This is a genomic window from Streptomyces sp. SID5469, assembly GCF_009862865.1.
Lineage (GTDB): Bacteria > Actinomycetota > Actinomycetes > Streptomycetales > Streptomycetaceae > Streptomyces > Streptomyces avermitilis.
Window position 1 is genome coordinate 1,652,044 of the sequence record NZ_WWIN01000001.1, and the last position, 22,820, is coordinate 1,674,863.

The 22,820-nt window shown below is 71.2% G+C and carries 18 protein-coding genes; 4 read left to right on the forward strand and 14 right to left on the reverse strand.

From position 1 onward, the window contains the following. Nucleotides 1–3 precede the first annotated feature (3 nt). On the forward strand, nucleotides 4–1,104 hold the full coding sequence (locus tag GTY58_RS07135; RefSeq protein WP_202497308.1) for an aminoglycoside phosphotransferase family protein: 1,101 nt from the start codon (nucleotides 4–6) through the stop codon (nucleotides 1,102–1,104). 515 nt (nucleotides 1,105–1,619) lie between these two features. Further along, on the forward strand, nucleotides 1,620–3,089 hold the full coding sequence (locus GTY58_RS07140) for an MFS transporter (RefSeq protein ID WP_010982780.1): 1,470 nt from the start codon (nucleotides 1,620–1,622) through the stop codon (nucleotides 3,087–3,089). Between the two features lie 174 nt (nucleotides 3,090–3,263). Here GTY58_RS07140 and GTY58_RS07145 read toward each other — a convergent pair whose 3' ends face one another. The 13 genes from GTY58_RS07145 to GTY58_RS07205 all read right to left on the reverse strand — a co-directional run bounded on the left by GTY58_RS07145 (nucleotide 3,264) and on the right by GTY58_RS07205 (nucleotide 19,961). Next, nucleotides 3,264–4,535, reverse strand: a complete 1,272-nt coding sequence (locus tag GTY58_RS07145) for a helix-turn-helix domain-containing protein (protein ID WP_048894368.1) — start codon at nucleotides 4,533–4,535, stop codon at nucleotides 3,264–3,266. Continuing rightward, nucleotides 4,532–5,947: an NAD(P)/FAD-dependent oxidoreductase gene (locus tag GTY58_RS07150; protein ID WP_010982782.1), complete on the reverse strand. Its 1,416-nt coding sequence runs from the start codon at nucleotides 5,945–5,947 to the stop codon at nucleotides 4,532–4,534. The genes GTY58_RS07145 and GTY58_RS07150 overlap by 4 nt, the downstream gene beginning before the upstream one ends. Next, on the reverse strand, nucleotides 5,940–7,682 hold the full coding sequence (locus GTY58_RS07155) for a DUF3556 domain-containing protein (RefSeq protein ID WP_010982783.1): 1,743 nt from the start codon (nucleotides 7,680–7,682) through the stop codon (nucleotides 5,940–5,942). Before GTY58_RS07155 ends, GTY58_RS07150 begins: the two co-directional genes overlap by 8 nt. 18 nt (nucleotides 7,683–7,700) lie before the next feature. After that, nucleotides 7,701–9,158, reverse strand: coding sequence for an AMP-binding protein (locus GTY58_RS07160; RefSeq protein ID WP_010982784.1), 1,458 nt, complete (start codon nucleotides 9,156–9,158; stop codon nucleotides 7,701–7,703). A gap of 410 nt (nucleotides 9,159–9,568) precedes the next feature. Then, on the reverse strand, nucleotides 9,569–10,780 hold the full coding sequence (locus GTY58_RS07165; RefSeq protein ID WP_010982785.1) for an acyl-CoA dehydrogenase family protein: 1,212 nt from the start codon (nucleotides 10,778–10,780) through the stop codon (nucleotides 9,569–9,571). Further along, nucleotides 10,777–11,775 (reverse strand): 3-hydroxyacyl-CoA dehydrogenase NAD-binding domain-containing protein, encoded by a 999-nt coding sequence (locus GTY58_RS07170; RefSeq protein WP_242432193.1) that lies wholly within the window; start codon nucleotides 11,773–11,775, stop codon nucleotides 10,777–10,779. The genes GTY58_RS07165 and GTY58_RS07170 overlap by 4 nt, the downstream gene beginning before the upstream one ends. Continuing rightward, nucleotides 11,772–12,527, reverse strand: a complete 756-nt coding sequence (locus tag GTY58_RS07175; RefSeq protein ID WP_010982787.1) for an acetoacetate decarboxylase — start codon at nucleotides 12,525–12,527, stop codon at nucleotides 11,772–11,774. The genes GTY58_RS07170 and GTY58_RS07175 overlap by 4 nt, the downstream gene beginning before the upstream one ends. 20 nt (nucleotides 12,528–12,547) lie before the next feature. After that, nucleotides 12,548–13,318, reverse strand: coding sequence for a crotonase/enoyl-CoA hydratase family protein (locus GTY58_RS07180; protein ID WP_010982788.1), 771 nt, complete (start codon nucleotides 13,316–13,318; stop codon nucleotides 12,548–12,550). A gap of 26 nt (nucleotides 13,319–13,344) precedes the next feature. Beyond that, the gene (locus tag GTY58_RS07185; protein WP_107083090.1) at nucleotides 13,345–14,511 is read right to left on the reverse strand and encodes a CoA transferase; all 1,167 of its coding nucleotides are present in this window, start codon (nucleotides 14,509–14,511) and stop codon (nucleotides 13,345–13,347) included. Nucleotides 14,512–14,682: 171 nt separating this feature from the next. Next, on the reverse strand, nucleotides 14,683–15,588 hold the full coding sequence (locus tag GTY58_RS07190) for a LysR family transcriptional regulator (RefSeq protein ID WP_202497732.1): 906 nt from the start codon (nucleotides 15,586–15,588) through the stop codon (nucleotides 14,683–14,685). 196 nt (nucleotides 15,589–15,784) lie between these two features. Further along, nucleotides 15,785–17,140, reverse strand: coding sequence for a beta-1,3-glucanase family protein (locus tag GTY58_RS07195; protein ID WP_037646050.1), 1,356 nt, complete (start codon nucleotides 17,138–17,140; stop codon nucleotides 15,785–15,787). Between the two features lie 505 nt (nucleotides 17,141–17,645). Further along, complete coding sequence (locus tag GTY58_RS07200; RefSeq protein WP_010982792.1) at nucleotides 17,646–19,037, reverse strand: APC family permease; 1,392 nt, start codon at nucleotides 19,035–19,037, stop codon at nucleotides 17,646–17,648. Between the two features lie 54 nt (nucleotides 19,038–19,091). Next, entirely contained in the window at nucleotides 19,092–19,961 is an 870-nt protein-coding gene (locus tag GTY58_RS07205) for a carbon-nitrogen hydrolase family protein (RefSeq protein WP_010982793.1), read from the reverse strand. A 94-nt stretch (nucleotides 19,962–20,055) separates the two neighbouring features. Here GTY58_RS07205 and GTY58_RS07210 point away from each other — a divergent pair, with 94 nt between their 5' ends. Together GTY58_RS07210 and GTY58_RS07215 are read left to right on the forward strand one after the other, a co-directional pair. Continuing rightward, entirely contained in the window at nucleotides 20,056–20,826 is a 771-nt protein-coding gene (locus GTY58_RS07210) for an FCD domain-containing protein (RefSeq protein ID WP_010982794.1), read from the forward strand. Between the two features lie 130 nt (nucleotides 20,827–20,956). Next, nucleotides 20,957–21,979 (forward strand): alcohol dehydrogenase, encoded by a 1,023-nt coding sequence (locus tag GTY58_RS07215; RefSeq protein ID WP_010982795.1) that lies wholly within the window; start codon nucleotides 20,957–20,959, stop codon nucleotides 21,977–21,979. A gap of 129 nt (nucleotides 21,980–22,108) precedes the next feature. Here the strand turns inward: GTY58_RS07215 and GTY58_RS07220 are convergent, their stop codons facing one another. Then, nucleotides 22,109–22,810: an SDR family oxidoreductase gene (locus GTY58_RS07220; protein WP_010982796.1), complete on the reverse strand. Its 702-nt coding sequence runs from the start codon at nucleotides 22,808–22,810 to the stop codon at nucleotides 22,109–22,111. Nucleotides 22,811–22,820: the final 10 nt, after the last annotated feature.

The following is a 22,820-nucleotide window of genomic DNA, read 5'->3' on the forward strand; positions in this document are numbered from 1 at the left end:
GGCATGGGAACCGAACCGGTCGAGCCCGACTGGCCCCCGCTGACCGAGGCCGAGGTGGCGGATGTCGTGGGACCGTCGCGGGTGGTGTGGCGCAGCCCGCGCCCGCTGTCGGCGGCCGCTGTCGTCGAACGCGGGGGACGCCGCCTGTTCGTCAAGCGGCATCACCTGAGCGTGCGGACGCCCGAAGGCCTCGCGGAGGAGCATGCCTTCCTGCGGCATCTGCGCGAACGCGGGGCTCCGGTGGTGGAGGTGCTGGACGTCGCGACACGGCAGGAGTGGGTGTACGAGGTCCACTCGGCCGGCCTGGGCACGGATCTGTACCGGGACGATCTGTCCTGGTCGCCGTTCCGGTCCAGCACACACGCACGGGCCGCGGGCGCGGCGCTCGCCCGGCTCCATCTGGCCGCGGACGGATTCGAGGCGCCCCGCCGGATTCCGCAGCCGCTGGTGGCCTCGTTCACGATCTTCGCCGCGGACGACCCCGGTACAGCCCTGGAGCGGTACGTGGCCGAGCGGCCCGCCCTGGCCGGGGCGCTGGCGGACCATCCGTGGCGTGCGGACACCCGCCGTGTCCTGCTGCCCCTCTTCGAGCGCTTGGCCCCGCATCTGCCCCTTCTGGAGCCTCTCTGGACCCACAACGACTGGCATGCCTCGAACCTGTTGTGGGACGCCTCCGGAGAGGTCTCCACCGTGCTCGACTTCGGGATGAGCGACCGCACGACCGCCGTCCACGACCTGGCCACGGCGATCGAACGCAACGCCGTCCAATGGCTGCAACCAGGCTTTCCGGTGCGCGAGCAGGACGTCGACGCGCTCCTGGACGGCTACCAGTCCGTTCGGCCACTCACCGTGTCCGAGTCGGCGGCACTGCCCGAGCTGCTCCCTCTGGTGCACGCGGAGTTCGCGCTGTCCGAGATGGGCTACTTCCACGGCATCACCGGGTCCGCGGAGAATACGCGGCTCGCGTACGCGTACCTGGTCGACCACGCCGAGTGGTTCACCGGCGACGCCGGCTCGCACCTGGTCGACAGGGTGCGGCACCGGGCAGCCGCCGCGCCGAAGCCTCCCCCTGCCGGAAGGCCGCTCTCGGATGCCTCCTCCTAGGACACCGGGGCACCGCCCCCGGTTACCGTGCGGGGTCATGCGCCCGGCACCCCGACCAGAGCGACCAGAGCGACCAGAGCGACCAGAGCGACCAGAAAGAGGAGCCGGCATGCCCGGCGAAGACACCTCCGCGCCCGGCTTCCTCGCTCTCGGCGCGCTGCCGTGCTCCGCCGAGGAGGTGTGACGTCCACGAGCGTGTCGCTGCGTGGCGCGGATGCGATGAGCCTGGCAACGCGCGAACGGTCGCCTCGTATCCGGACGAGTGAGCGCGACGTCAGGAGCGCGGACACGTGGCGGCGTCGACGCGCGCCAGATCCACATGCAGTCTGCGGTGCAGCACTGGAGTGCTCACCTCACCATGTCCAGCAGGCGGGCGCGGGACGGACCGTTGCGGCCGCATGAAAATCCGACGGGCCGGCGCGCGGAGCCATCACCTGCGAACGCGGTGTTTCCGTTCTGCGAACAGGAAGCCGTGGCCGGGGACACGCGCCGTCGGGCGGTGTGACCATGTGCGCATGCTCCCGGGAGAAGGTCACGCCGCCCGGCGGGTGTTGATGGTGTGCATGGCGGCCGGGGTCACGACCCTGCTCGACCAGTCGGTCCTCAACATCGCGGTACCGGCGCTGCGTCAGTCACTGGAGGCGGGTTCCACCGATGTGCAATGGATCGTCGCCGGATACTCGCTGACGTTCGGTCTCATGCTCGTGCCCGGTGGCAGCCTCGGCGATGTGCACGGGCGCAAAGGCCTGTTCCTGGTGGGCCTGTCGGTCTTCGTTCTCTTCGGCGTGATCGCCGCCACCGGTGTGCGGCCGGAGATGGTGATCGCCGCACGGCTGATGCAGGGCGCCGGGGCCGGCCTCGTCAACTCCCAGGTCATCGGCACCCTTCAAGATGTCTTCACCGGCCAGGACCGGGCTCGCGCGCTAGGCCTGTACGCCGTCACCGGCGGGCTCGCCGCGGCACTGGGACCGGCGCTCGGCGGCACGCTCGTCGCGGCCTTCGGCCCGGAGCTCGGGTGGCGGCTGTGTCTGCTCCTGAGCACACCCTGCGGAGTGATCACTCTCTGGCTCGCGGCCCTTTGGCTTCCGCGGGCGCGGCGGCCCGACGGACGAAGTCGGCTCGACTGGTGGGGGCTGCTGTGGGTGGGTGCGCTGACGTTGACGCTGATGCTGCCCTTCATCAGCACACCGAGCAGCGGCGGCGAGGCGGCGCTGTGGGCCGGCGCCGCAGTCGTCCTGACCGCCTGCTTCGTTCTGGGGCAGCGACTGCGCGTACGGGCGGGGCGGGCGCCGCTGGTGCATCCGTCGCTCGCCCGCTCGCTTCCGTACACGCTCGGGACGGCCGTTGCGATGGCGAGCTTCGGGTCCTCGCTGGCCGCGACGCTCGTCCTGACCATGTTCCTGCAGAGCGGTCTCGGGCTTTCCGCTCCGGCCGCGGCACTGGTCACTCTCCCGGCGGCGCTGGCCATGGGGGGCGCGTCGGCGGTGGCGTGGCGCACGGTCCGCCGCCTTGGGCCGCACACGGTCACGCTGGGACTCGCCCTGGGGATCCTCGCGCTGCTCGCGGCGGCCGCGGGCGCCGTCATCGCATCGCGCACCGCGCTCCCGTGGGTGCTCGCCGCCGTTCAGTTGTGCTCCGGTGCCGCCTCGGGCCTCACCGTCTCACCCAACCAGGCCCAAGTGCTCCAGCACGCCCCGGCCGAGGCCGCGGGCGTGGCGGGCGGCATTCTCCAGATGGCCCAGCGCATCGCCGCGGCGGTGGCCCTGAGCGCGGTCTCCGGGAGCTATCTGCGCGGCGTGGCCGGGGCGGCGGGTGCGCCCCGTGCGGCTTTCGCCCACGCCATGCTCATCTGTGCCGCTCTGCTCGCCCTGGCCGTCGCCCTGTCCTTGTTGCGCTCTCACCGCACGGGCCCGCGGCGCCCTCCTACGCTGCTGGCTCCCGGGCACCCGCAAGCCACACCCGCACCCGTTCACGAGGAACCGTGACGTCCCTGCCGCCCTGCGACGCGGGAGCGGACCTGCGCGGGGCGCCAGGCCGCCGGCGCCGTGGACGCGGGCCGACGCATCGACGAGGGCATGCGCGGCTGCGCCCCCGACGTCTGGCCGGACGACACCAGGGGGCGACGCGTCACCGGACCTGCCGTCCCCCGTCCCGTTGCGTCATTTTCCCTTGGGTCGCAGGACCTTCCCGCCGTGCCAGCGGCAGACGTTGAGGGCGAAGTGGAGGTCGAAGGCGTTGGCGTCGAGGTCGAGTCGGTAGTGGTCGACGGCGCGCTGGACGCGGTAGTGGACGGTGTTGCGGTGGACCGTCAAGTGGTCCGCGGTGGCGGCGTAGCTGCGGTTGGTGGCGAGGAAGACGCGGAGCGTCTCGCGGAGGACTTCGTTGCGGGGATCGTCGACGGCGAGGTCGCCGAGGGTGTCGGAGACGAAGTCGGCCAGTTCGCGGGGCTCGTCGACCAGGAGGGCGACGGGAGCGACGCGGGCGAAGGCGACCGCCCGGGGCGCGGTGGGTCCCGCGGAGAGGGCGAGGGCCTTCGCACGGGCGGCGGCACGCGTGCTGCGACGGAAACCGTCGAGTCCCGGGCGGACGCTGCCGAGGGCGACCCGCACCGGCAGCGCGGCGTCGGCCAGTTCGGCGGCCACCGTGTCGGCGTCCACCGGGCAGTCGGGCCTGACGGCAAGCCAGATCCGGACGCCGGCCTCGTCGGTGTGGATCAGCAGGGGGCGGCCGTGGGCGCGCAGCACGGTGTGCAGCAGCGAGGCCAGCCGGTCGAAAACGGCGGTGGGGTCGGTGGTCGCCGCGGTGCCGTCGAGCCAGCCCTCCACGCCCAGATGGCTGCCGGACAACCGGTAGCCGAGGGCGGCCTCGGCCTGCCGCTGATCCACCCTGGGATTGTCGAGGAGCTGAGTGACCCAGTGCCGGCGCAGTACACCGCGGGTGCCCACCCAGCGTTCGCGCTCCTCCTCGTAGACGCGGGCGATCTGGTCGCAGACCCGGTCCACATAGGCCGAGCTGAGGCTGACCAGGGTGATGAGGGTGCCGGCGATGTCCGGCAGGTTCAGTCGGACCGCCTCGCCGAGGACCAGATCCAGGCTCTGCGCATGGCCGAGGCGGTAGGCGCGCAGCAGGGCCGAGAGCGGGACGTCTCGCTGGGCGAGGCGGCGGGCGTACGAGACGGCCGAGGCGGGGGCGTCGACGGTCCCCGGATCGATGCGGTTGATGACGACGTGCAGGGAGGTGACGATGTTCTCGGTGATGCTGGCTTCCAGCAGTCCGCGCAGCGGTTCGTCGTGTTCCAGCTGGGAGATCTCCGCCTCCGTGGTGGCGACCAGCTTGGCGATGAACTCGTCCCGGTGCGCCTGCATCACCTGGGCCGCGAGGACGGCCGGGTCCGGCGCCCCGTCCGCCGGCCGCTGCGCGGGGCCGTTCACCGGTCGAGGTACCGCAGCGCGGATCGGGCGGCGTTCGCACCGCACATGCCATGCACCCCGGCGCCGGGCGGGGTGGCCGCCGAGCACAGGTAGACGCCGGGGATGCCGGTGCTGTAGGGGTCGAGGGCCACGCGGGGGCGCAGCGCGACCTGCCGTGCGGTGTTGGCACCGCCGACGATGTCGCCGCCGACGAAGTTCGTGTTGGAGCGGGCCAGTTCGGCGGTCGAGCGCGCCGCGATCCCCACGATCCGGTCCCTGAAGCCCGGTGCGAACCGCTCGATCTGCCGCAGGACCGCCTCGGTGGCGTCACCGGGATAGCCGTGCGGGACGTGCGCGTACGCCCAGATCGGGTGGACGTCGCCGCGGGAGCGGCTGGGGTCGGCGAGGTACTGCTGGCCGACCAGGACGAACGGGCGCTCGGGCATCCGCCCCCCTGCGGTCTGCGCCTCGGTGCGGACGACCTCTTCCAGGGTGCCGCCCAGGTGCACGGTGCCCGCGCGGCGGCATGCCTCATGGGTCCAGGGGATGCCGTCCTGGACGGCGAGGTCCACCTTGAACGCGGCCGGGCCGTGCCGCCAGCCCTCGTAGGCGCTGCGCACCCGGCCGGGCAGCCGGTCGCCGCAGATCCGTGCCGCCGCGCCGGGCGCGGTGTCGAGCATGACGATCCGGGCGGCGGCGAGTTGGTCCAGGGAGTCCACCCGCACCCCCGTCTCGATGGTCCCGCCGAGCTGGGCGAGCAGTGCGGCCAGCGCATCGGTGATGGTGCGCGACCCGCCGCGGGCGACCGGCCAGCCGAAGCGGTGGGCGGCGCCGACGAGCATCAGCCCCACCGCGGAACTGGTGGGCCCCGTCAGTGGATGCATCAGGTGCGCCGCCGCCCCCGCGAACAGCGCCCTGGCCTCCGCACCGCGCCAGCGCCGGGCCACCGTCGTGGCCGGCTGGAGCGCCCGGAGCCCGAAGCGGGCCAGCTCCACCGGGTGGGCGGGCAGATGGGGGACCGGACGCAGCAGATCCTCGGTGAGTGCGTCGAAGTCCTCGGCCAGCGGGGCGAACAGCCGCTCCCAGGCCGGGCCGTCCGGGCCGAGTCCGCGCACGGTCCGCTCCATGGAACGGACCAGCACCCCGGCCCGCCCGCCGTCCAGTGGATGGGCCAGGTCGACGTCGGGCCACGCCCAGGTGACGCCGTACCGCTCCAGGCCGAGGGTCCGCAGGAACGGCGAGCCGACGCCCAGCGGGTGCACGGCGGAGCAGTGGTCGTGCAGCAGCCCGGGAACGGTCAGTTCGCTGGTCCGGGTGCCGCCGCCGATCTCGTCGGCGGCCTCCAGGACCGTCACCTTCAGGCCCCGCCGCGCCAGGGCGACGGCGGCGGCCAGCCCGTTCGGCCCGGCCCCCACCACGATCGCGTCACTCATGTGCGGCCGCCGCCTCGGTCACCGGTCGCGGTGCCTCGATGGGCTCGACGGGGATCGCGGGCGTGTCGTCGTCGAGCCAGGGCTGCCGGACCACCATGTCCCGCACGTTCACATAGCCCTCCTCGATCAGGCCGCTCGCCGCGTCCACGATGCGGTAGTGCTGGCGCGAGCGGTGCGTCGGCTGCGACTCGAGCAGGACGACGCGCAGCTCGCCCGGCGCGAAGCCGCACCGCTGCTGCACGGCGGCCACCAGCTGCTCGTTGTGCAGATGGCCGTCGCCGAAGTTCCAGCCGAGGACCGCTCCCGCCACCATCTCGCCCTCGCGTACATCGTAGGACTCCACGTCGTCCACGGCTCGCGGCAGCAGCCCGACCAGCGCGCGGCCGTGGCTGTGCATGGCGCGCCAGGCCAGCCCCTGGTGCAGCACGAGCTCGGCGGTGTCGGCGCCGTACAGGCGGGTGAGCTGGTCGACGGGCAGACCGGACGCCTTGACGATGTGCTCGTTGAGCCGGTGCTCGGTGCCCTTGCGGAAACACCACAGGCCGGTGGCCCAGTTGCCGGCGTAGTAGCGCATCGAAGGGAGGAACGACACCAGGTCGGGGCGGACATGGCCGAGCACCGGGACCATGACCAGGCTCAGCACCAACACCGCGGCCAGCGCCGGGGAGTGCAGCGCGAAGGCACCGACCGCGGCGTCGTGGCCGAAGAGGACGAGCGCCGAGTAGATGAAGAAGACGTTCCACTCCAGCGGCACGCCCATCGGGAAGGTCGACATGATGTGCAGGTGGAAGACGACCATCACGGCCAGCGCGACGGTGGTGACGGTCCCGCCGTGCGAGAGCACCAGGACCAGCGGCACCACGTACTCGATGACCGTGCCGCCGTGCGCGGCCGCGGCGGCCAGGCCGGACGGCCGCAGATCGTCGGGGTAGTGCCGGTACAGCCGGCGCTTGAGCCAGGCGGGACGCAGCGGACTGTTGCTGATCATCACCGCCACCACGAACGGGAAGTGGCGGTTGAGCTTGGAGGTGGCGGCGCCCCACCACAGGGCGAGCATGATCAGCTTCAGTGCGGCGGTCATGTCGGCCGCCGGGAAGAGGAAGACCAGCAGTGTCAGTCCGTAGTGCTCGGCGCGAGCGGCGAGGAAGACGGTCTTGTCGCGCAGCCCGAGCAGCGCGAGTGCCGCGGCGAGCACGGCGACGCGCCACGGAGCCGCCACGCCGGCCGCCCCCGGGCCGCCCGGTGCGCACAGCAGCCACCCGGCCGCCCCCAGCACCGCCGCGTACAGGGTCACATCGGCCGCCGTCCGCCGGGTCCCCGAGGTGAACGGGATCCTGTCCGGCCACGGTGGCAGCCGTACGGTGCCGGGGCGCAGCCAGTGCAGGAAGGCGCCGACCGGCGGCAGGAAGTGTGAGCTGAGCGGGCCGGAGCCGCAGCCGAGGCCCAGAACCTCGTACAACAGCGTCCAGACGACGAGTTTCTGGTAGACGAGCGGCTCGGCCCACCATGAGCCGAAGTGCGCGATGCCGCCGACGCCGGGGGTCAGGGAGACGACCGCGATGCCGCCGAGCGCGTACGCCGTGATCTTCACCAGGTACAGCAGGTGCACGATGCCGGGGGTACCGAAGCCGTGCCCGGCCCAGTGCTCGGCGAGCGGCCTGATGCGTTGCTGGTACGGGCGGGTGCGCCACTGCCGGATGTCGACGTCCGCCATGTTCGGTGCGAGGAATCCCATGACTGTCTCCGTGTCCGTTCAGCCGGCCGTGGTGAGGGCGGTGGTCCCGGACCGGAGCGCGGGCTTGTCCGTCTTGCCGACGGGGTTCCTGGGGAGCCGGCCGACGAGGGTGATCCCCGTCGGCACTTTGAACTCGGCCAGCCGCGCCCGGCAGTGGTCGAGCAGGTCGGCCGTGGTGGCCGACGCGCCCGGGCGCAGCGCCACGAAGGCCACCGGTACCTCGCCGAGCCGCGGTTCGGCGGCGCCCACGACGGCGGCTTCCAGCACCTCGGGGTGGTCGCCGAGGACGGTCTCGATCTCCTTGGGGTAGATGTTCTCGCCGCCCCGGATGATCAGGTCCTTGATGCGGTCGACCAGCACCAGATAGCCGTCCTCGTCGAAGCGGCCGACATCGCCCGTGTGCAGCCAGCCGTCGATCACGGTGCGGGCGGTCTCCTCCGGGCGGCCCAGATAGCCGCGCATCACGTTGGGACCGCGTACCACCACCTCACCGGTCGCCCCCGCTGGGGCGATCCGGCCCTGCGGGTCCATGACGGCGACCTGCTGTCCGGGCAACGGCAGTCCGACCGTCCCGGGCTTGCGCCGGCCGTACAGCGGGTTGGTGGTGGAGGCGCAGGTCCCCTCGGAGAGGCCGTAGCCCTCCAGGACCGGGATGTCGTAGCGGCGCTCGAACCGCTCGATGAGCGCGGCCGGCATCGGCGCCGCCCCGCAGGCGGCGAACCGTACCGACGAGGTGTCGGGCCGTACGTGGTCCGGCAGTTCGGCGAGCATCGAGTAGATCGCCGGGACCGCGGAGAAGCAGGTCGGGCGGACCGTGGCGACCAGGTCGAAGAAGGTCTCCGCCCGGAACCGCCCGGCCACCGTGACCCGGCCGCCGGCCAGCAGCGGGGACAACACGCCGACCACGATCCCGTTGACGTGGAACAGCGGCAGGATCAGCAGGCTGTGGTCGGTCTCGGTCAGCCGGGCGGTGCCGGTCATCATCTCCGCCATGGCGGCGAGGTTGGCGTGGTCGAGCATCACACCCTTGGGGCGCCCGGTGCTGCCGCTGGTGTAGATCAGCAGGGCGAGCGCGCCCGCGTCCGTCTCCGGGGCGGTCGTGTCCTCGGGGCCGGTGCTCAGCTCGGCCACGGGCAGCGCCCCGGCGAGCGGTGACGGTCCGGCGGTGACGGCCACCGCGGCTCCCGCGTCGCCGAGTTGGTACCGCACCTCGCTCTCGGTGAGTGCCGGGTTGACCGGGGTGACAGCGGCGCCGAGCCGCCAGGCGGCGAAGAGCGCGACGACGAAGTCCGCCGTGTTGGGCAGCAGCAGCGCCACCACGTCGCCGCGTCCGACGCCCCGCGCCCGCAGGGCCGACGCCGCCCGGCGCACCCGCCGGGCGAACGCCGCGTTGTCCAGATCTGCCGCGTCGTCAGCTATACAGGCACCGTCCGCGTCCTGTCGGGCCCGCAGATCTGGCAGTTCCGCACTGTGCATGTCGGCTCCTCGAAGTACGTCGGCGGACGTCGGACGGACGGGGTGCGCGTCCCGAGGCGGGACGGATGTCCGGTACGTGAGGAGAGACGGTACGAATCGGCGGTGCCCCCGGCCCATGGGCGCGGGCGACGACGCTCGGGCCGGTCCTTGTGCGCGGCGCACGAGGCCGGGGGCGGGAGGGCCACGATGGTGCCGGCGCACGAGAGCGGGGCGGGACGCCACAAGCACACCCGGCGCCCAAGAACCCGGCAGGACACCCGCAATGGACCGCGCCGGCGCCGAGGCACGGTTGCACTCGGGGCCGGCGCGGGGGTCGGTGGGGCTGTGGTGGGAGGTCGGGCAAGAGGCCCTGCCCCGCGCCGGCGGCGAGCGATGTGCTCCGGGTCGGCGCGGGTCGTCGGGGACCGCGGTCAGACGAAGGCGCTCTCGCCGGTGACCGCCTTGCCGACGATGAGCGTGTTCATCTCACGGGTGCCTTCGAAGGAGTAGATCGCCTCCGCGTCGGCGAAGAACCGGGCGATGTCGTAGTCGAGCACGATCCCGTTGCCGCCGAAGATCTCCCGGCACCACGCCACCACTTCGCGCATCCGCGAGGTGACGAACGCCTTCGCCAGCGAGGAGTGCTCGTCGCGGAAGACACCGGCGTCCTGGAGTCGCGCGAGCTGGACCAGCATGCCCCAGCAGGCGGTGATGTTGCCGAGGCTCTTGACCAACAGGTCCTGCACCATCTGGAACCGTGCGATCGGGCGGCCGAACTGCTTGCGCTCCTTGGCGTAGCCCAGCGCCAGCTCGTAGGCGCCGAGCATCACGCCGAGGGCCTGCCAGGCGACCCCGCTGCGGGTGGCGCGGAGGATCTCCGCCACGTCGCGGAAGGAGTCGATGCGCTGGAGGCGGTTGGCCTCGGGCACCTTGACGTCGGTCAGGGTGATCTCGGCGTTCTCCACGATCCTGAACGCGATCTTGTTCTCGATCTTCACCGGGGAGAAGCCCGGGGTGCCCTTCTCCACCACGAAGCCCTTGACCTTGCCGTCCGCCTCGTCGCGGGCCCAGACCACCACCAGATCGGCGAACGTCGCGTTGCCGATCCACCGCTTGGCGCCGTTGAGCACCCAGTTCTCCCCGTCCCGGCGAGCCGTGGTCCGCATGCCGCCGGCCACGTCGGAGCCGCCGAGGGGTTCGGTCATCGCGAAGGCGCCGATGGTGTCCAGCGCGGCCATCGAGGGCAGCCAGCGGTCTCGCTGCTCCTGGTCGCCGCCGCGGTAGATGCTGTACATCGCCAGGCCGCTGTGTACGCCGAAGAACGTGGCACTGGAGGCGTCGGTGCGGGTGTACTCCATCGACAGCATGCCGACCAGCAGATTGCTCCCGGCCGGCAGCGGGTCGCCGTACCCCTCGTAGGGAACGCCCGCGAGTCCGAGGTCGCGGAACTTGCCGATGAGCTCGCGGGGGAACTCGCCCTTCGCCCAGTACTCGTTGACCAGCGGCTTGACCTCGGTGCGCATGAACGCCCGGGCGTGCGTCAGCAGTTCGCGCTCATGCGGCGGCAGCAGCGACTCGATGTCGTAGAAGTCGGCGGCCAACCGCTCGTCGACGGATGTCTTCTCGGGCAGCAGGGCGGTCATGACCGGGTCTCCTTCTCCAGGTGGGTGGCGCTGTCCCGGGCGGACAGCACGGCGATCTGCCGGGCGTCGCGCTCCTGGCTGAGGTCGGCGTAGGAGCGGGAGCCGTAGGCGTTCTCGACGGCCTCGACCAGCCGTTCGACGTGTTCGGGGCTCTGCTCGGGGCGGCCGAGCGAGTCCCACATCTTCTGCATCGACACGCCGATGTGCTCGGCCATGTGCCGGTAGCCGCCGGGGCCGCCGCCGAGGTGCGCGCCGAGGAACGGGCCCACCGTGGCCCAGCGCAGGCCGAGCGAGTTCACCATCACGGTGTCCAGTTCCGCCGGGCTGACGACGCCCTGCTCGACGAGGTAGATCGCCTCCCGGCTGAGGGCGTTCTGGAGGCGGTTGCCGACGAACCCGGGGATCTCCTTGCGTTCCACGACCGGGACCCGGCCGACGAAGCGGTAGAACTCCACGGCCCGCGCCACGCTCTCCTCCGAGGTGCGCTCGCCGGGCACCACCTCCACCAGCGGCACCAGGTGCGGCGGGTTGAAGGGGTGGCCGATCAGGATCCGGCCGGCGTCCTCGATGGTGTCCGTGAACGCCGTGGCGGGGATCGCCGAGGAGGAGCTGAGCAACAGCGCGTGCGCGGGGGCGGTACCGACCAGGTCGGTGAACAGTTCCCGCTTGAAGGCGGCGTTCTCGGGGCCGTTCTCCTGGACGACGTCGGCGTCGCGCACCGCGTCGGCGAGGTCGTCGGCGATCAGCACCCGCTCGGCGAGGCCGTGCACGTCCAGGCCCTGGGCGGCCAGCTGCCCGGCCGCCTGGTCGAGTGCCTCGGCGACCGCCTCGGCCAGGTCCGGTCGCGGGTCGGTGATCCGTACCCGTATGCCGTGCCCCGCGAAGAGCGCGGCCCAGGACAGTCCGATCGTCCCGGCGCCGACCACCGCGGCGGCGGTGAATGGCTTGGTCATCACATGTCTTCTTTCTGCGTCCGTGACCGTGGCCGCGCTCACCGCGTGGGGTACGCGGGGTGGGCCAGGTAGTCGTGGACCGGCTTGACCGGCGCGAGGGTCAGATCGGTGAGGATGTGGCTGGCGGAGATGACCTCGCGCACCGGCAGATCGGCCAGCGGCGCCAGCACGTGCTGGAACAGCTGAAGCCGGGCGGGGCCGGTCCAGGCACCCTTCACCGTGATGTCGGTGATCTCGTTGCGCACCAACTGCGCGACCTGCGGCGCCCCGTCGAAGCCGGGGACCAGCTTGAGCATGTAGGTCGGCACACCGACCTGGGCCACGGCCTCCTCGACCGACAACTCGTAGTGCTTGTAGCCCATGGTGGCGGTCGCCACCCGGAGCGTGCCGACGTCGAGGACGCCGACCAGCGCGCCGTGTTCGGCGTAGAGGCCGGGCGAGCCGGCGGTCTTGGGGTAGGCACTGGCCTCGCGGCCGGAGGTGATGGCCGGAAGGTTGTCCAGGTACATGGCGTGCAGGTACTCGCCCCGCTCCCCCTGGTAGGTGACCGGGATCGCCTGGCCCGACTCGGTGTACGGGCCGTACCCGCTGACGTCGCCCATCCGCATGACCTCGAAGCGCACCAGCGGTTCGTCGATCTCCAACGGTTCCGGCACCACCGCGCGCAGGGCCTCGTGGTCGGTGCGGTAGACGATGTTGAGGTACTCGCGGTTGGTGAACCGCGGCACGACCGGCGGATAGGCCGGGTTGGCCAGCGGCGTCGCGAAGTGCCGGGGCACGTCCTGCTGATTCATGGTGGGTTCTCCCTCGGGTTCTACCGGCCCTGCCAGACCGGGGAGCGGCGCTCGGTGAAGGCGGTCATGCCCTCGCGCACGTCGGCGGAGGCCGCGAGAGTGGCCATCAGCCGCCCCTGTACGGCGAACGCCTCCTCCTCGGGCGCGCCGTCCGCGGCGCGGACGAGGTTCTTGACGGCGGCCAGGGCCAGCGGGGCGTTCTGCGCGATCCGCTCGGCCAGGTGCAGTGCGGTGGCGACGGTCTCCCCCGCCGCGACCACACGGTTGGCGATGCCGAGCTGTCCGGCCCGTTCGCCGGAGACCGGCTCGCCGGTGAGCAGCAGTTCCATCGCCAGGTGGTACGGGATGCGCTTGGGCAGCCGGATCACTCCGCCGCCCGCCGCGATCAGCCCGCGGCCGACCTCCGGCAGACCGAACCTGGCGTCGTCCGCGGCGACGATCAGATCGCAGCCCAGGGCCAGTTCGAATCCGCCGCCCATCGCCCAGCCCTCGACGGCCGCGATCAGCGGCTTGGTGGTCCGCGCCCGGGTGAGCCCGCCGAAGCCGCGCCCCGGGATCTCGGGCGATTCACCGGCCAGCGCGGCCTTGAGGTCCATCCCGGCGCTGAACGTGCCCTGGGCGCCGGTGAGCACCGCTGCGCGCAGGGCGGGGTCCGCCTCCAACTGGTCTATGGCGAAAGCAAGTTGAGTGGCTACGGCGGCGTTGACCGCGTTGCGCGCCTTCGGCCGGTCGATGGTGATGAGCAGGGACGAACCGATGGTCTCGGTCCGCACCTCGGTGGTGCTGTGCATGGTGTGAATCCTTGGTCGACGGTGAGTCAGCGGCCGGTGGCGAGCTCGCCGAAGACCTCTTCGGTGTGCTGGCCGGGCAGCGGGGCGAGCCGGCGGACCGATCCCGGGGTGGCGGAGAACCGCACGGGGATGCCGACCGTGCGGATGGCGCCCTCGCTGGGGTGGTCCACCACATCCAGCAGCCGGCCGCCGCGCACATACGGGTCCTCGGCGGCTCGCTCGAGCTCGAGCACGGGTGCCATCGGGATGCTGTGCTTGGCGCAGACCCGGGCCCACTCCTCGGTGGTCATGCTCGGCGAGCACTCCCCCACCAGTTCCATCAGCGCGTCGACGTCGTCATCGGCGACGGCCTCGCCGTTGACCCGCGGGTCCGCGGCGAGGTCGGCGCGATCGGCGGCGAGGAAGAAGTCCCGGAAGTTCTGCGGGTTGTACGGGATGACGCAGGCGAGGCCGTCCCTGGTGGGCACCGCGCGGTGCCCGCGCTTCATCGACAGCGGGAACCCGGTGGGACCCTCCGGCGGCTCGAAGACATGGCCCGCCAGGTGCTCGACGAGGTTGAAGGCGATGAGCGTGTCGGTCATCGGGATCTCGATGTACTGGCCGGCGCCGGTGGGGCCGCGGTGGACCAGCGCGGCGAGCACCGTGTAGACGATGGTCAGCGCGCAGACCTTGTCGCCGATGATCGTCGGCAGATACGCCGGGGTGCCCAGCGCCCGGTTGGCCACGTCCACGAGTCCGGAGGCGGCCTGCACCGTCTCGTCGTAGGCCGCGTTGCCGGCCCGGTCGGAGTCGCTGCGGAACCCCTGGGCGTGGGCGTAGACCAGGCCGGGGTTGCGGGCGGCGACGTCGGCGTGGGCGAGGCCGAGGCGGGCGAGGGCGCCGGGGCGCATGTTGGTGACGAGCACGTCGGCGCTGTCGATCAGCTCCAGGGCCCGTGCCCGGTCGGCGTCGTCCTTCAGGTTCAACGACACGCTGCGCTTGTTGCGATTGACGTTGAGGTTGAGCGGGGTCATGCCGGGTGTGGTGCGGTAGGGGCCCACCCGTACGGTGTCGGACGGGGACTCGATCTTGATGACGTCGGCGCCGAGGTCGCCCAGGATCTGCGCCGCGTAGGGCCCCATCACCACCGTCGACAGATCGATCACCCGCACGCCGTTGAGCGGACCGGTGTCGCCTGCGGTCGTGCTGTCCATCATCGCTCCGTTCCACGCAGTAATTTCGTGGTGAATGTTTTCACCGACGACGTTATGCGCGAACGAGCCGAGAGGGAATGATCAATGGACGAACAAGGGTATGACCACAGCGGTCACACCCTTTCCATGGACCCCCGGAAAAGGATCCAAGAAAAGGGCCCCAGAAATTGGTCAGACGGAGATGACCTCGTGGAAGATCTGCCGCGCCCGCGCGGCGACGTCACTCAGGTCACCGCCGTCGTCCGCTCGGTCCCTACGGAACAACAGGCCTGTCACCAGGGCCGGTTGGAAGTCCTCGACGGGCAGTACAACCACATTGTCCAGCCGGTACAGATGCATCGGACTCTCCGGCGAGAGCATGGTCATCGAGAACGCCATGCCGGACGAAATCAATTCCGAGCTTCCCGAATAATCCGCCATATTTATGCGGATCCTTTTCTTCACGCCGACGGAATTCAGATGGGCGTCGATTTCCTCGAAATAGGCCGGGGTGGCGTCGTTCGGCGTGGCCACATAGGACAGATCGGCCAGCTCGTCCAGGGTGACCGACGCCCGCCCCGCGAACCGGTCGGCCGGCACCGCGGCACCCAGCCGCTCCCGCATCACCTCGATGATCTCCAGCGCGGGATCGGAGACCGGCAGCCGGACCAGCGCCATCGCCAGCCTCCCGTCGTGCACGGCGTCCGCGAGATCCGCCGACGTACCGGGCCAGCGCTTGAGTTCGCACACCTCCCGGCAGGCGTCCTCCAGCAGCCGGACCCGCTCCCGCAGCAGCGGATGCACTCCTGCGGGCATCCCGATGAACAGCCTGTCCAGCCGCGGCCGCACCGCCTCGCTCAGCCGCCAGGGAATCGCGTTGACCCGCTCCAGGATGTCGCGCGCCATCGGCAGCAGTGCGGAGCCCGCCGGGGTCAGGTCGACCCGGTGGGTGGTGCGCTCGAAGAGCTCGTAGCCGAGTTCGCGTTCCAGATCCTTGATCCGCTGGCTCAGCGGAGAGGCCGCCATGTGCAACTTGCGCGCCGCCTGCGAGAAGTTGAGTTCCTCGGCGACGGCGACGAAGTAACGCAGGTGCAGCATGTCCACGCCGTCACCCTACCCATGGCTGGATCCCCCGGCGGCAGAGGCGTCGAAGGAGGCAGCCGGTGCGCCGGTACCGTTCACCCGCGCACGCGACGCAGGGCCGCGCCCCGTCCGACACAGGGCCGCACCTTCACTCACCGCGGTCGGGAGCGGTCGGCCGACCTCGTGCGGGCCTGGGACGAGACGCGGTCGTCTACCAGCCCACCGCGACCAGCAGCCACTGCGGGTTGCTGTGCGAGATGAAGGACGACTGACTCGCCACGTCGTCGTAGGGAAAGCCGTAGGCGAGGCGGTTGATGGCGTTGTCGTGCCAGAACTTGGCGTAGTAGTTCGCCGGCGCCGCCTTGTAGTACTGGGCCGGATCGGCTTGCTGGGAGGCCGGCAGCGTGGCCACGTGCCGGTTGAGGGCCGCGCACACGTCGGGGTGGCCGGCCAAGGAGGCGGCGCAGCCGAAGATGTCGGAGGTGGCCGCGTTGACGCCGACGGACTGGGCGTAGGAGGTGAAGTAGTTGGCGTTGGCGCCGCCCGCGCGGAAGCTCGGGTCACTGCCGGGCGCGATGATCCGGTACGGGCCCTGGGTCCGGGTCAGTACCTTGAACTCGGCCGGGACCGCGTCGGTGAAGCGCTGGAAGGTGGCGGCGCGGTCCTCGGCGAAGGTCTGCCGGTTCTCGCCGACCTCGACGTCGTAGTTGTCCTTGGTGTGCAGTCGCACGGCGAGCTTGAGGCCGAAGGCGTCGACCCGGGTGGTGTTGCCGTTGAAGACGTTGTTGCCGACCGTGAACTCGATGAAGTCGTAGTAGGGGCTGTCGGGTGTGCCCAGGTGGAAGTACATGCGCCCCGCGGAGTTCGCCGGCATGTCGAGGTAGGGCTGTTCGGCGATGGAGTGGACCTGGCCGTTGAAGCTCCAGTACACCTGGCTGTCGGGGTACTTTCCGTTGGTGCGGTTGAGGATCTTCACTTGGACGGCGTTGTTCGCGGGGGGAATGTCGCTGGTGCTGCCCCAGAAGTCGTCCTGCGGAGGGGTGCCGCCGGGCCCGTACACCTCGAACTCCCACAGGGAGTGGCCGTATTGAGTGGCCCTCGCCGTTGCGAGGATGCGCACATAGCGGCCACTGCCGGTGACGGGCAGGCTCTGGGTGCCGCCGGCGGCTGTGGTGGTGGAGTAGATCGTCGTCCAGCTGCTCGCGTTGGTGGACGTCTGGAGCTGGTAGGCCGTGGCGTAGGCGGCTTCCCAGCGCAGGCCGACGCGGGTGATCTGCTGGACGGAGCCGAGGTCCACCTGGAGCCACTGGGGATCGGCGAAGGCCGAGGACCAGCGGGTGCCCGGGTCCCCGTCGACCGCCGCGGCTGCGGGGAAGGCCGAACTCTCGGTCGAGGACGCCGTGGCGGGCCGCCCCTGCGACAGCAGCAGGTCGGCGGCCCACGCGGGCGAGGGCGTCATGGCGACGAAGCAGGCTGCGAGCAAGGCGACGACCAGGCCGAGAGCCGTCCGGGAGCGGGCGGCACCGGTCGATGGTCTGCGCGCGGGAGCACAGGACGAAGTCTGCATGGGGAGCTCCGGAAGCCGAGCCGGCGTGCATGGAGGGGGGAGGAGCAACAGCAGGCGGGAGAGCGCTCTCTCTCACGGGGTTTGTACCCCTGCCCCTGCCCGGCGTCAACAACTGAAGGCAGAACCAGCACAGTTCACAGGAACGAGGCGGCGCGCGGTGTCCGCGGTGACGACGTCACACAAAGCACCGAGCATCCATCCCCTGCCCATCGGCAACGCCCAGCTGGGCGGAAATGCCCCTGGGACCGTGGCCGCAACGCCACGCGGGGGATCCGACCCCTGGTGCGGCCGCTTCGGGTTCCGAGCGCTTGCCCCGGTCCAAGGCGACGTCTCCTTTCACCACTTGACGTGTCTGGTTCAGACCTTTAGGTTCCGGCCAGTCAGGCTTTGTGAAGGCACTCAGGGTTCAGTCAGCCGATCCGGCGCATCGTCTCCGAGCCTCCGCAGTCGTACCCGCTGTGATCGTCTTCCATGGCCGGAGGCCGCCCCACGGCCGGACCTGCTGTCACTTCGTGTTCTGCAGGGCCCCCGCGACCTGGGCCTCGTCCGAATCCGCAGGTGTGAACGACATTTCCGGCGGCGGGACGCGGAACATCCGGGTCAGGTAGGCCAGGTACACCACGCCGAGGCCCAACCAGATCAGGCCCAGGGTGAGCGCCCTGCCGTCGAGGTTGTACAGCAGGTAGAGGTCCACGACCGCGCCGATCGCGGGGGCGACGACGTACGACAGCGGATTCAGGGTGTCCCCGGCGCGCCGACGCCGTATGTACATGGCGAGTACGGACACGTTGACGAAGGTGAAGGCGACGAACGCGCCGAAGTTGATGAAGGACGTCGAGGTGGCCACGTCCAGGCGCAGGGCGATCAGGCCGACCGCGCCGGTCAGCACGATGTTGAGCGCGGGGGTGCGGTAGCGCTCGTGGAGGCGGGCGAAGACCTTGCGAGGGAGGGCGCCGTCGCGGCCCATCGCGTACAGCAGTCGTGAGGTGCTCGCCTGCGCGGCGATGCCGGAGGCGAACTGCGCGACCACGAGCCCGGCCAGGAACACCGACGAGAACAGGTCGCCGCCGATGCTCTTCGCGATCTCGAAGGCGGCGGAGCTGGGGTCGTCGAAGGAGCTGCCCGGGTGGGCGAGCTGCGTGGTGTAGGCGACCAGGACGAAGATGCCGCCGCCGATCAGCGCCGTGAGCAGGATGGCGCGCGGCATGGTGCGCTTCGGGTCGACCGTCTCCTCCGTCAGCGTGGTGACCGCGTCGAAGCCGAGGAAGGAGTACGCGGCGATGGCGGCACCCGCCGAGATGCCGGCCGCGGTGGTCGCGCCGTTGGCGAAGGGCGCGCCGCTCGCCAGCGCACCGGCGCCGCCGATGTGGAGGACGTGACGCAGGGAGAGGACGACGAAGATGCCGATGACCAGCACCTGGAAGACCATGAGCAGGTCGTTGACGCGCTCGGCGGTCTTGATGCCCCGGATGTTCAGCACGGTGGTGACGGCGATGAAGCCGATGATCCATATCCAGCTCGGCACAGCGGGGAACTGCGCCTGGAGATACGCCCCGCCGATCAGCCAGATGACCATCGGCAGGAAGAAGTAGTCGAGCAGGGTCACCCAGCCGACGAGGAAGCCGAGCCGCCCGTCGATCGCCTTGCGGACGTAGGTGTAGGCGGAGCCGGCGACGGGATACGCGGCGGCCATCTTCCCGTAGCTGTGGGCCGTGAACAGCATGGCGACCAGGGCGAGCAGGTACGCGGTCGGGACCGCGCCCCCGGTGTCGGCGGCGACCACACCGAAGGTGCCCAGCACGATCAGTGGAGTCATGTAGGCGAGACCGAACAGGGTGACGGCTCTGAGGGTGAGGGAGCGCGCGAGAGCGGGCGCGCCGGTGGCGTGGTTGACCATGGGGTGGCTCCGGGGACGTACGAGCGGGACGGAGAAGGGTGAGGAGCCGGAGTGTCAGGCTCCGGGACGCCAGGTGCGCGGGTCGATACGGCCGCCGTACAGCGGCAGTTCGATGGGCGCGTCGGTGTCGGTGAACTGGTCCCACATGCGGTTCACGCCTGCGGTGCCGTGGGTCCGGACGCGGGTCACGTCGTCCAGATCGATCACGTCGGTGAGGATGGCGGTGCCGTCGCCGGGCGCCTCTGCCCGGATCCGGCCCTCGGGGTCGACGACCAGGCTGTGCCCGCTGCCCAGGGGGCCCGCGGTGTTCACGCTGACCACGTGGACCTGGTTGACGATGGCGTTGGCGCGGGCCAGGACGACCTCCTGGGCGCGGTCGCTGGTGGTGGTCATCACGGGGTTGACGATGACCTCGGCGCCGCGCCACGCCAGATGGCGGGCGACCTCCGGGAACCAGGCGTCGTAGCAGATCGCGAAGCCGATCCGCCCCGCCTCCGGGACGTCGAAGACCACGAACCGGTCGCCGGGATCGTAGGGCTCGCTCGGCCGCCAGGGGAACACCTTGCGGTACCAGGCCGCCAGACGCCCCTGCGGGGAGAAGGCCAGGGCGGTGTTGAACAGTTCCCCGGCCGGCCCGCGCTCGCACACCGAGCCCGGGAGCAGCCACACCCCCAGATCCCCGGCAAGCTCGGCGAGCTCCTTGACCCGGGGTCCGTCCAGGGGTTCCGCGATCTCCCGCAGCTGCTCGTGCGCCTCGGCGCCGAGGGCGTCGACGCCGCACAGGTGCAGCTCGGGGAAGACCGCCATGCGGGTGTGCGGGAACCGGGCGAGAATGCTCTCCGCCTCAGCCGCGAACCCGCTGAGCGGGGCATGTGCGGGCCGCGGGGGGAGCTGGGCGAGAGCGAGGGGCAGGGGGCGGGACATGGACGCGAAACTAGTTCAAGATGAGCAGTTAAACAAGAGTGCTCAATACGAGCTTTTTTAGCGATGATCCAGCGGAGCTGGCTAGGGTGACGCCATGCCTGGCAGTGACAACGTCCCGACCACCGGCCTCACCGCCCTCGAACTCAGCGGTGTGCGCAGGCTGTCCGCCCTGGAAGCGGTACGCGCCCGGATCGCTCTCGCCGTCGACCTGGGCCTGCTCTCCCCCGGCGAGCGCCTGCCCGGCACCGCACAGATCGCCCGGGCCCTCGACGTCAGCGAGATCACCGCTCGCCGCGCCCTGGTCTCCCTGTGCGGCGACGGCGTACTGGAACGCCGCCGTGGCCGTAACGGCGGCACCCTCGTCGCCGCCCACCCCACCCCGGGCACGGTCCTCACCACGGAGACCTACCGCACGGCCACCGACGCCGTGCACCGGCTGATCGACCACCGGCTGGCCCTGGAGTGCGGCATCGCCCACCTCGCGTCGGTCCGCGCCAGTGGCGAAGACCTGTCCGAGCTCCAGGAAATCGTCGAGGAAATGGACCGCGCGCCCAGCTGGGCGGAGTTCCACGGCTGCGACGAGCGCTTCCACCTCCGGCTCGCCGAGGCGACCGGCGTCCCCTCGATCACCGGCCCCTACGGCGCGGTCCTGCGCGAGCTCTACCGCTACTACCTTCCCTACCCCGTGGACGCGCTGCGCGCCTCCAACCGCGAGCACCGCGACCTCCTCGACGCGCTGCGCCGTCAGGACACCGCCGCGGCGAGCGAGGCCGCCCGGCACCATGTGGAAACACTGCGCCACACCATGTTCGTAGGCCTGCTGAGCGCATCCGCCGACACCGGAACCGTCGCCCCGGGAAGCTGAGCCTGTCCGCTGGTGGGCCTGGCCGACCCGTCGCCGTGATCTGTTTTCGGCGCGCGGGCTGGGACGGGAACTGGTGTGCTGGTACTGGGGCCGTCATTGAGCAGTCGTTCCCGTTCCCGGAGAGATCCCCATGAGTACTTATCGAGCAGCGCAGGTGGCCGCCGCGAGCGGTCCGTTCGAGATCGTCCAGCGTGAGGTGCCGCGGCCCGGCCCCGGCCATGTCCGGATCGCCGTGGACGCCTGCGGGATCTGCCACAGCGACTCCGTCTTCGTCGACGCCCTGTTGCCGGGCGTCCGGTTTCCGCTGGTCCCCGGGCATGAGATCGCCGGGCACATCGACGAGCTCGGCGAGGGAACGGACATCAGCTGGCAGGTGGGCGACCGGGTGGCGGTGGGCTGGTTCGGCGGCAGCTGCGGCCACTGCCCGCCCTGCAGACAGGGCGACTTCGTCGTGTGCCAGAACCTGAAGGTCCCCGGATGGGCGTACGACGGAGGCTACGCCGAGGCGGTGATCGCACCGGCCGACGCCCTGGCCCGGATCCCCGACGCGCTGGCGGCGACCGACGCGGCACCCCTGGGCTGCGCGGGAGTGACCACGTACAACGGGCTGCGACGCAGCTCCGCGCGGCCGGGCGATCTCGTCGCCGTCCTCGGCATCGGTGGCCTCGGCCACCTGGGGGTGAAGTACGCGGCCGCCATGGGCTTCGAGACCGTGGCCATCGCCCGCGGATCCGACAAGGCCGACTTCGCCAAGCAGCTCGGCGCACACCACTACATCGACAGCACGGCGGACACCACCGTCGCGGATGCGCTGCAGTCCCTCGGCGGCGCCAAGGCCGTGCTGGCCACCGCCGCCAACTCGGACGCCATCACGGCGACCGTGGATGGGCTCGCGCCCCGCGGCGAGCTGGTGGCCATCGGTGTGGACGCCGAGCCGCTGGGCATCAGCCCGAACCAGCTGCTCATGGGCGGCAAGATCATCCGCGGTCATCCGTCCGGCACCGCGCAGGACGTGCAGGACACCATGGCGTTCAGCGCCCTGCACGGGATCCGGCCGATGACCGAGACCGTGCCGCTGGACCAGGCCGATGAGGCGTACCGGAAGATGATGTCCGGCGCCGCCCGCTTCCGCATGGTGCTCACCACCGGCTGACGTGGCACGTGCCGCCCCGCCGCGCCACACCAGCGGCGGCATCGAGGCGTCCCTGCGCGACCCGACGCCGGTCCCCCCGCACTCGCGCGGTGCCGGTCGCGGTTGCGGCGTGGGTCCGCCGGTGTCCGTTCAATAGCCGATCGTGAAGCGGCGTTGGACGAAGCGGGGCAGTTCGGCCTCGTCGACGAGTGCGACGGCCGCGTCCTCCACCGAGATGCGGCTACGCCCCTCCGCGTCGAGAACCGGCTGATCGCCGCCGGTCCGGAACCGGCCCGTGCGCTCGCCGGGAGCGATGTCCTCCGCGGGGCTGAAGTAGGTCCACAGCCGGTTGGACGTGCGCAGCACGTTCAGCGCGTCCCGATGGCCGCGCACCGCAGCCGCGTACTGCCTCGGCAGGCCAAGCGCGTCGAGACTCGAGTGCAGGAGCTCGTCGGAGTCCGCACGTACGACTCCAGGCTCGATCTCCAGGCTGCCGGCACCACCGATGACGATCAGACGGGTCCGGGGGTGACTCTCCAGCGCCTTCAGCAGGGATCGCGCGGCAGTGGCGTACACCGTGGGATCGGCGATGGAGCGGGCCACGGTGTCGGCGATGTCCTTGGCCGCGTTGCCGGGCTGGAATCCACTGATCAACACGTCGAGGCCGGATATGCCGGCGGCGACGCTCGCGGCGTCGAGCACGTCGAGGCTCTTCCAGACGACGTTCCCGCGGTCCTCGTCGATCTGCGTCGAGTCGCGCGTGAAGGCCGTGACGTGGTGCCCCCGGGCGAGGGCTTCGGTGACGACACGACTGCCGATGGTGCCGGTGGCTCCGATGACTCCGAGGTGCATGGCTCTCCCC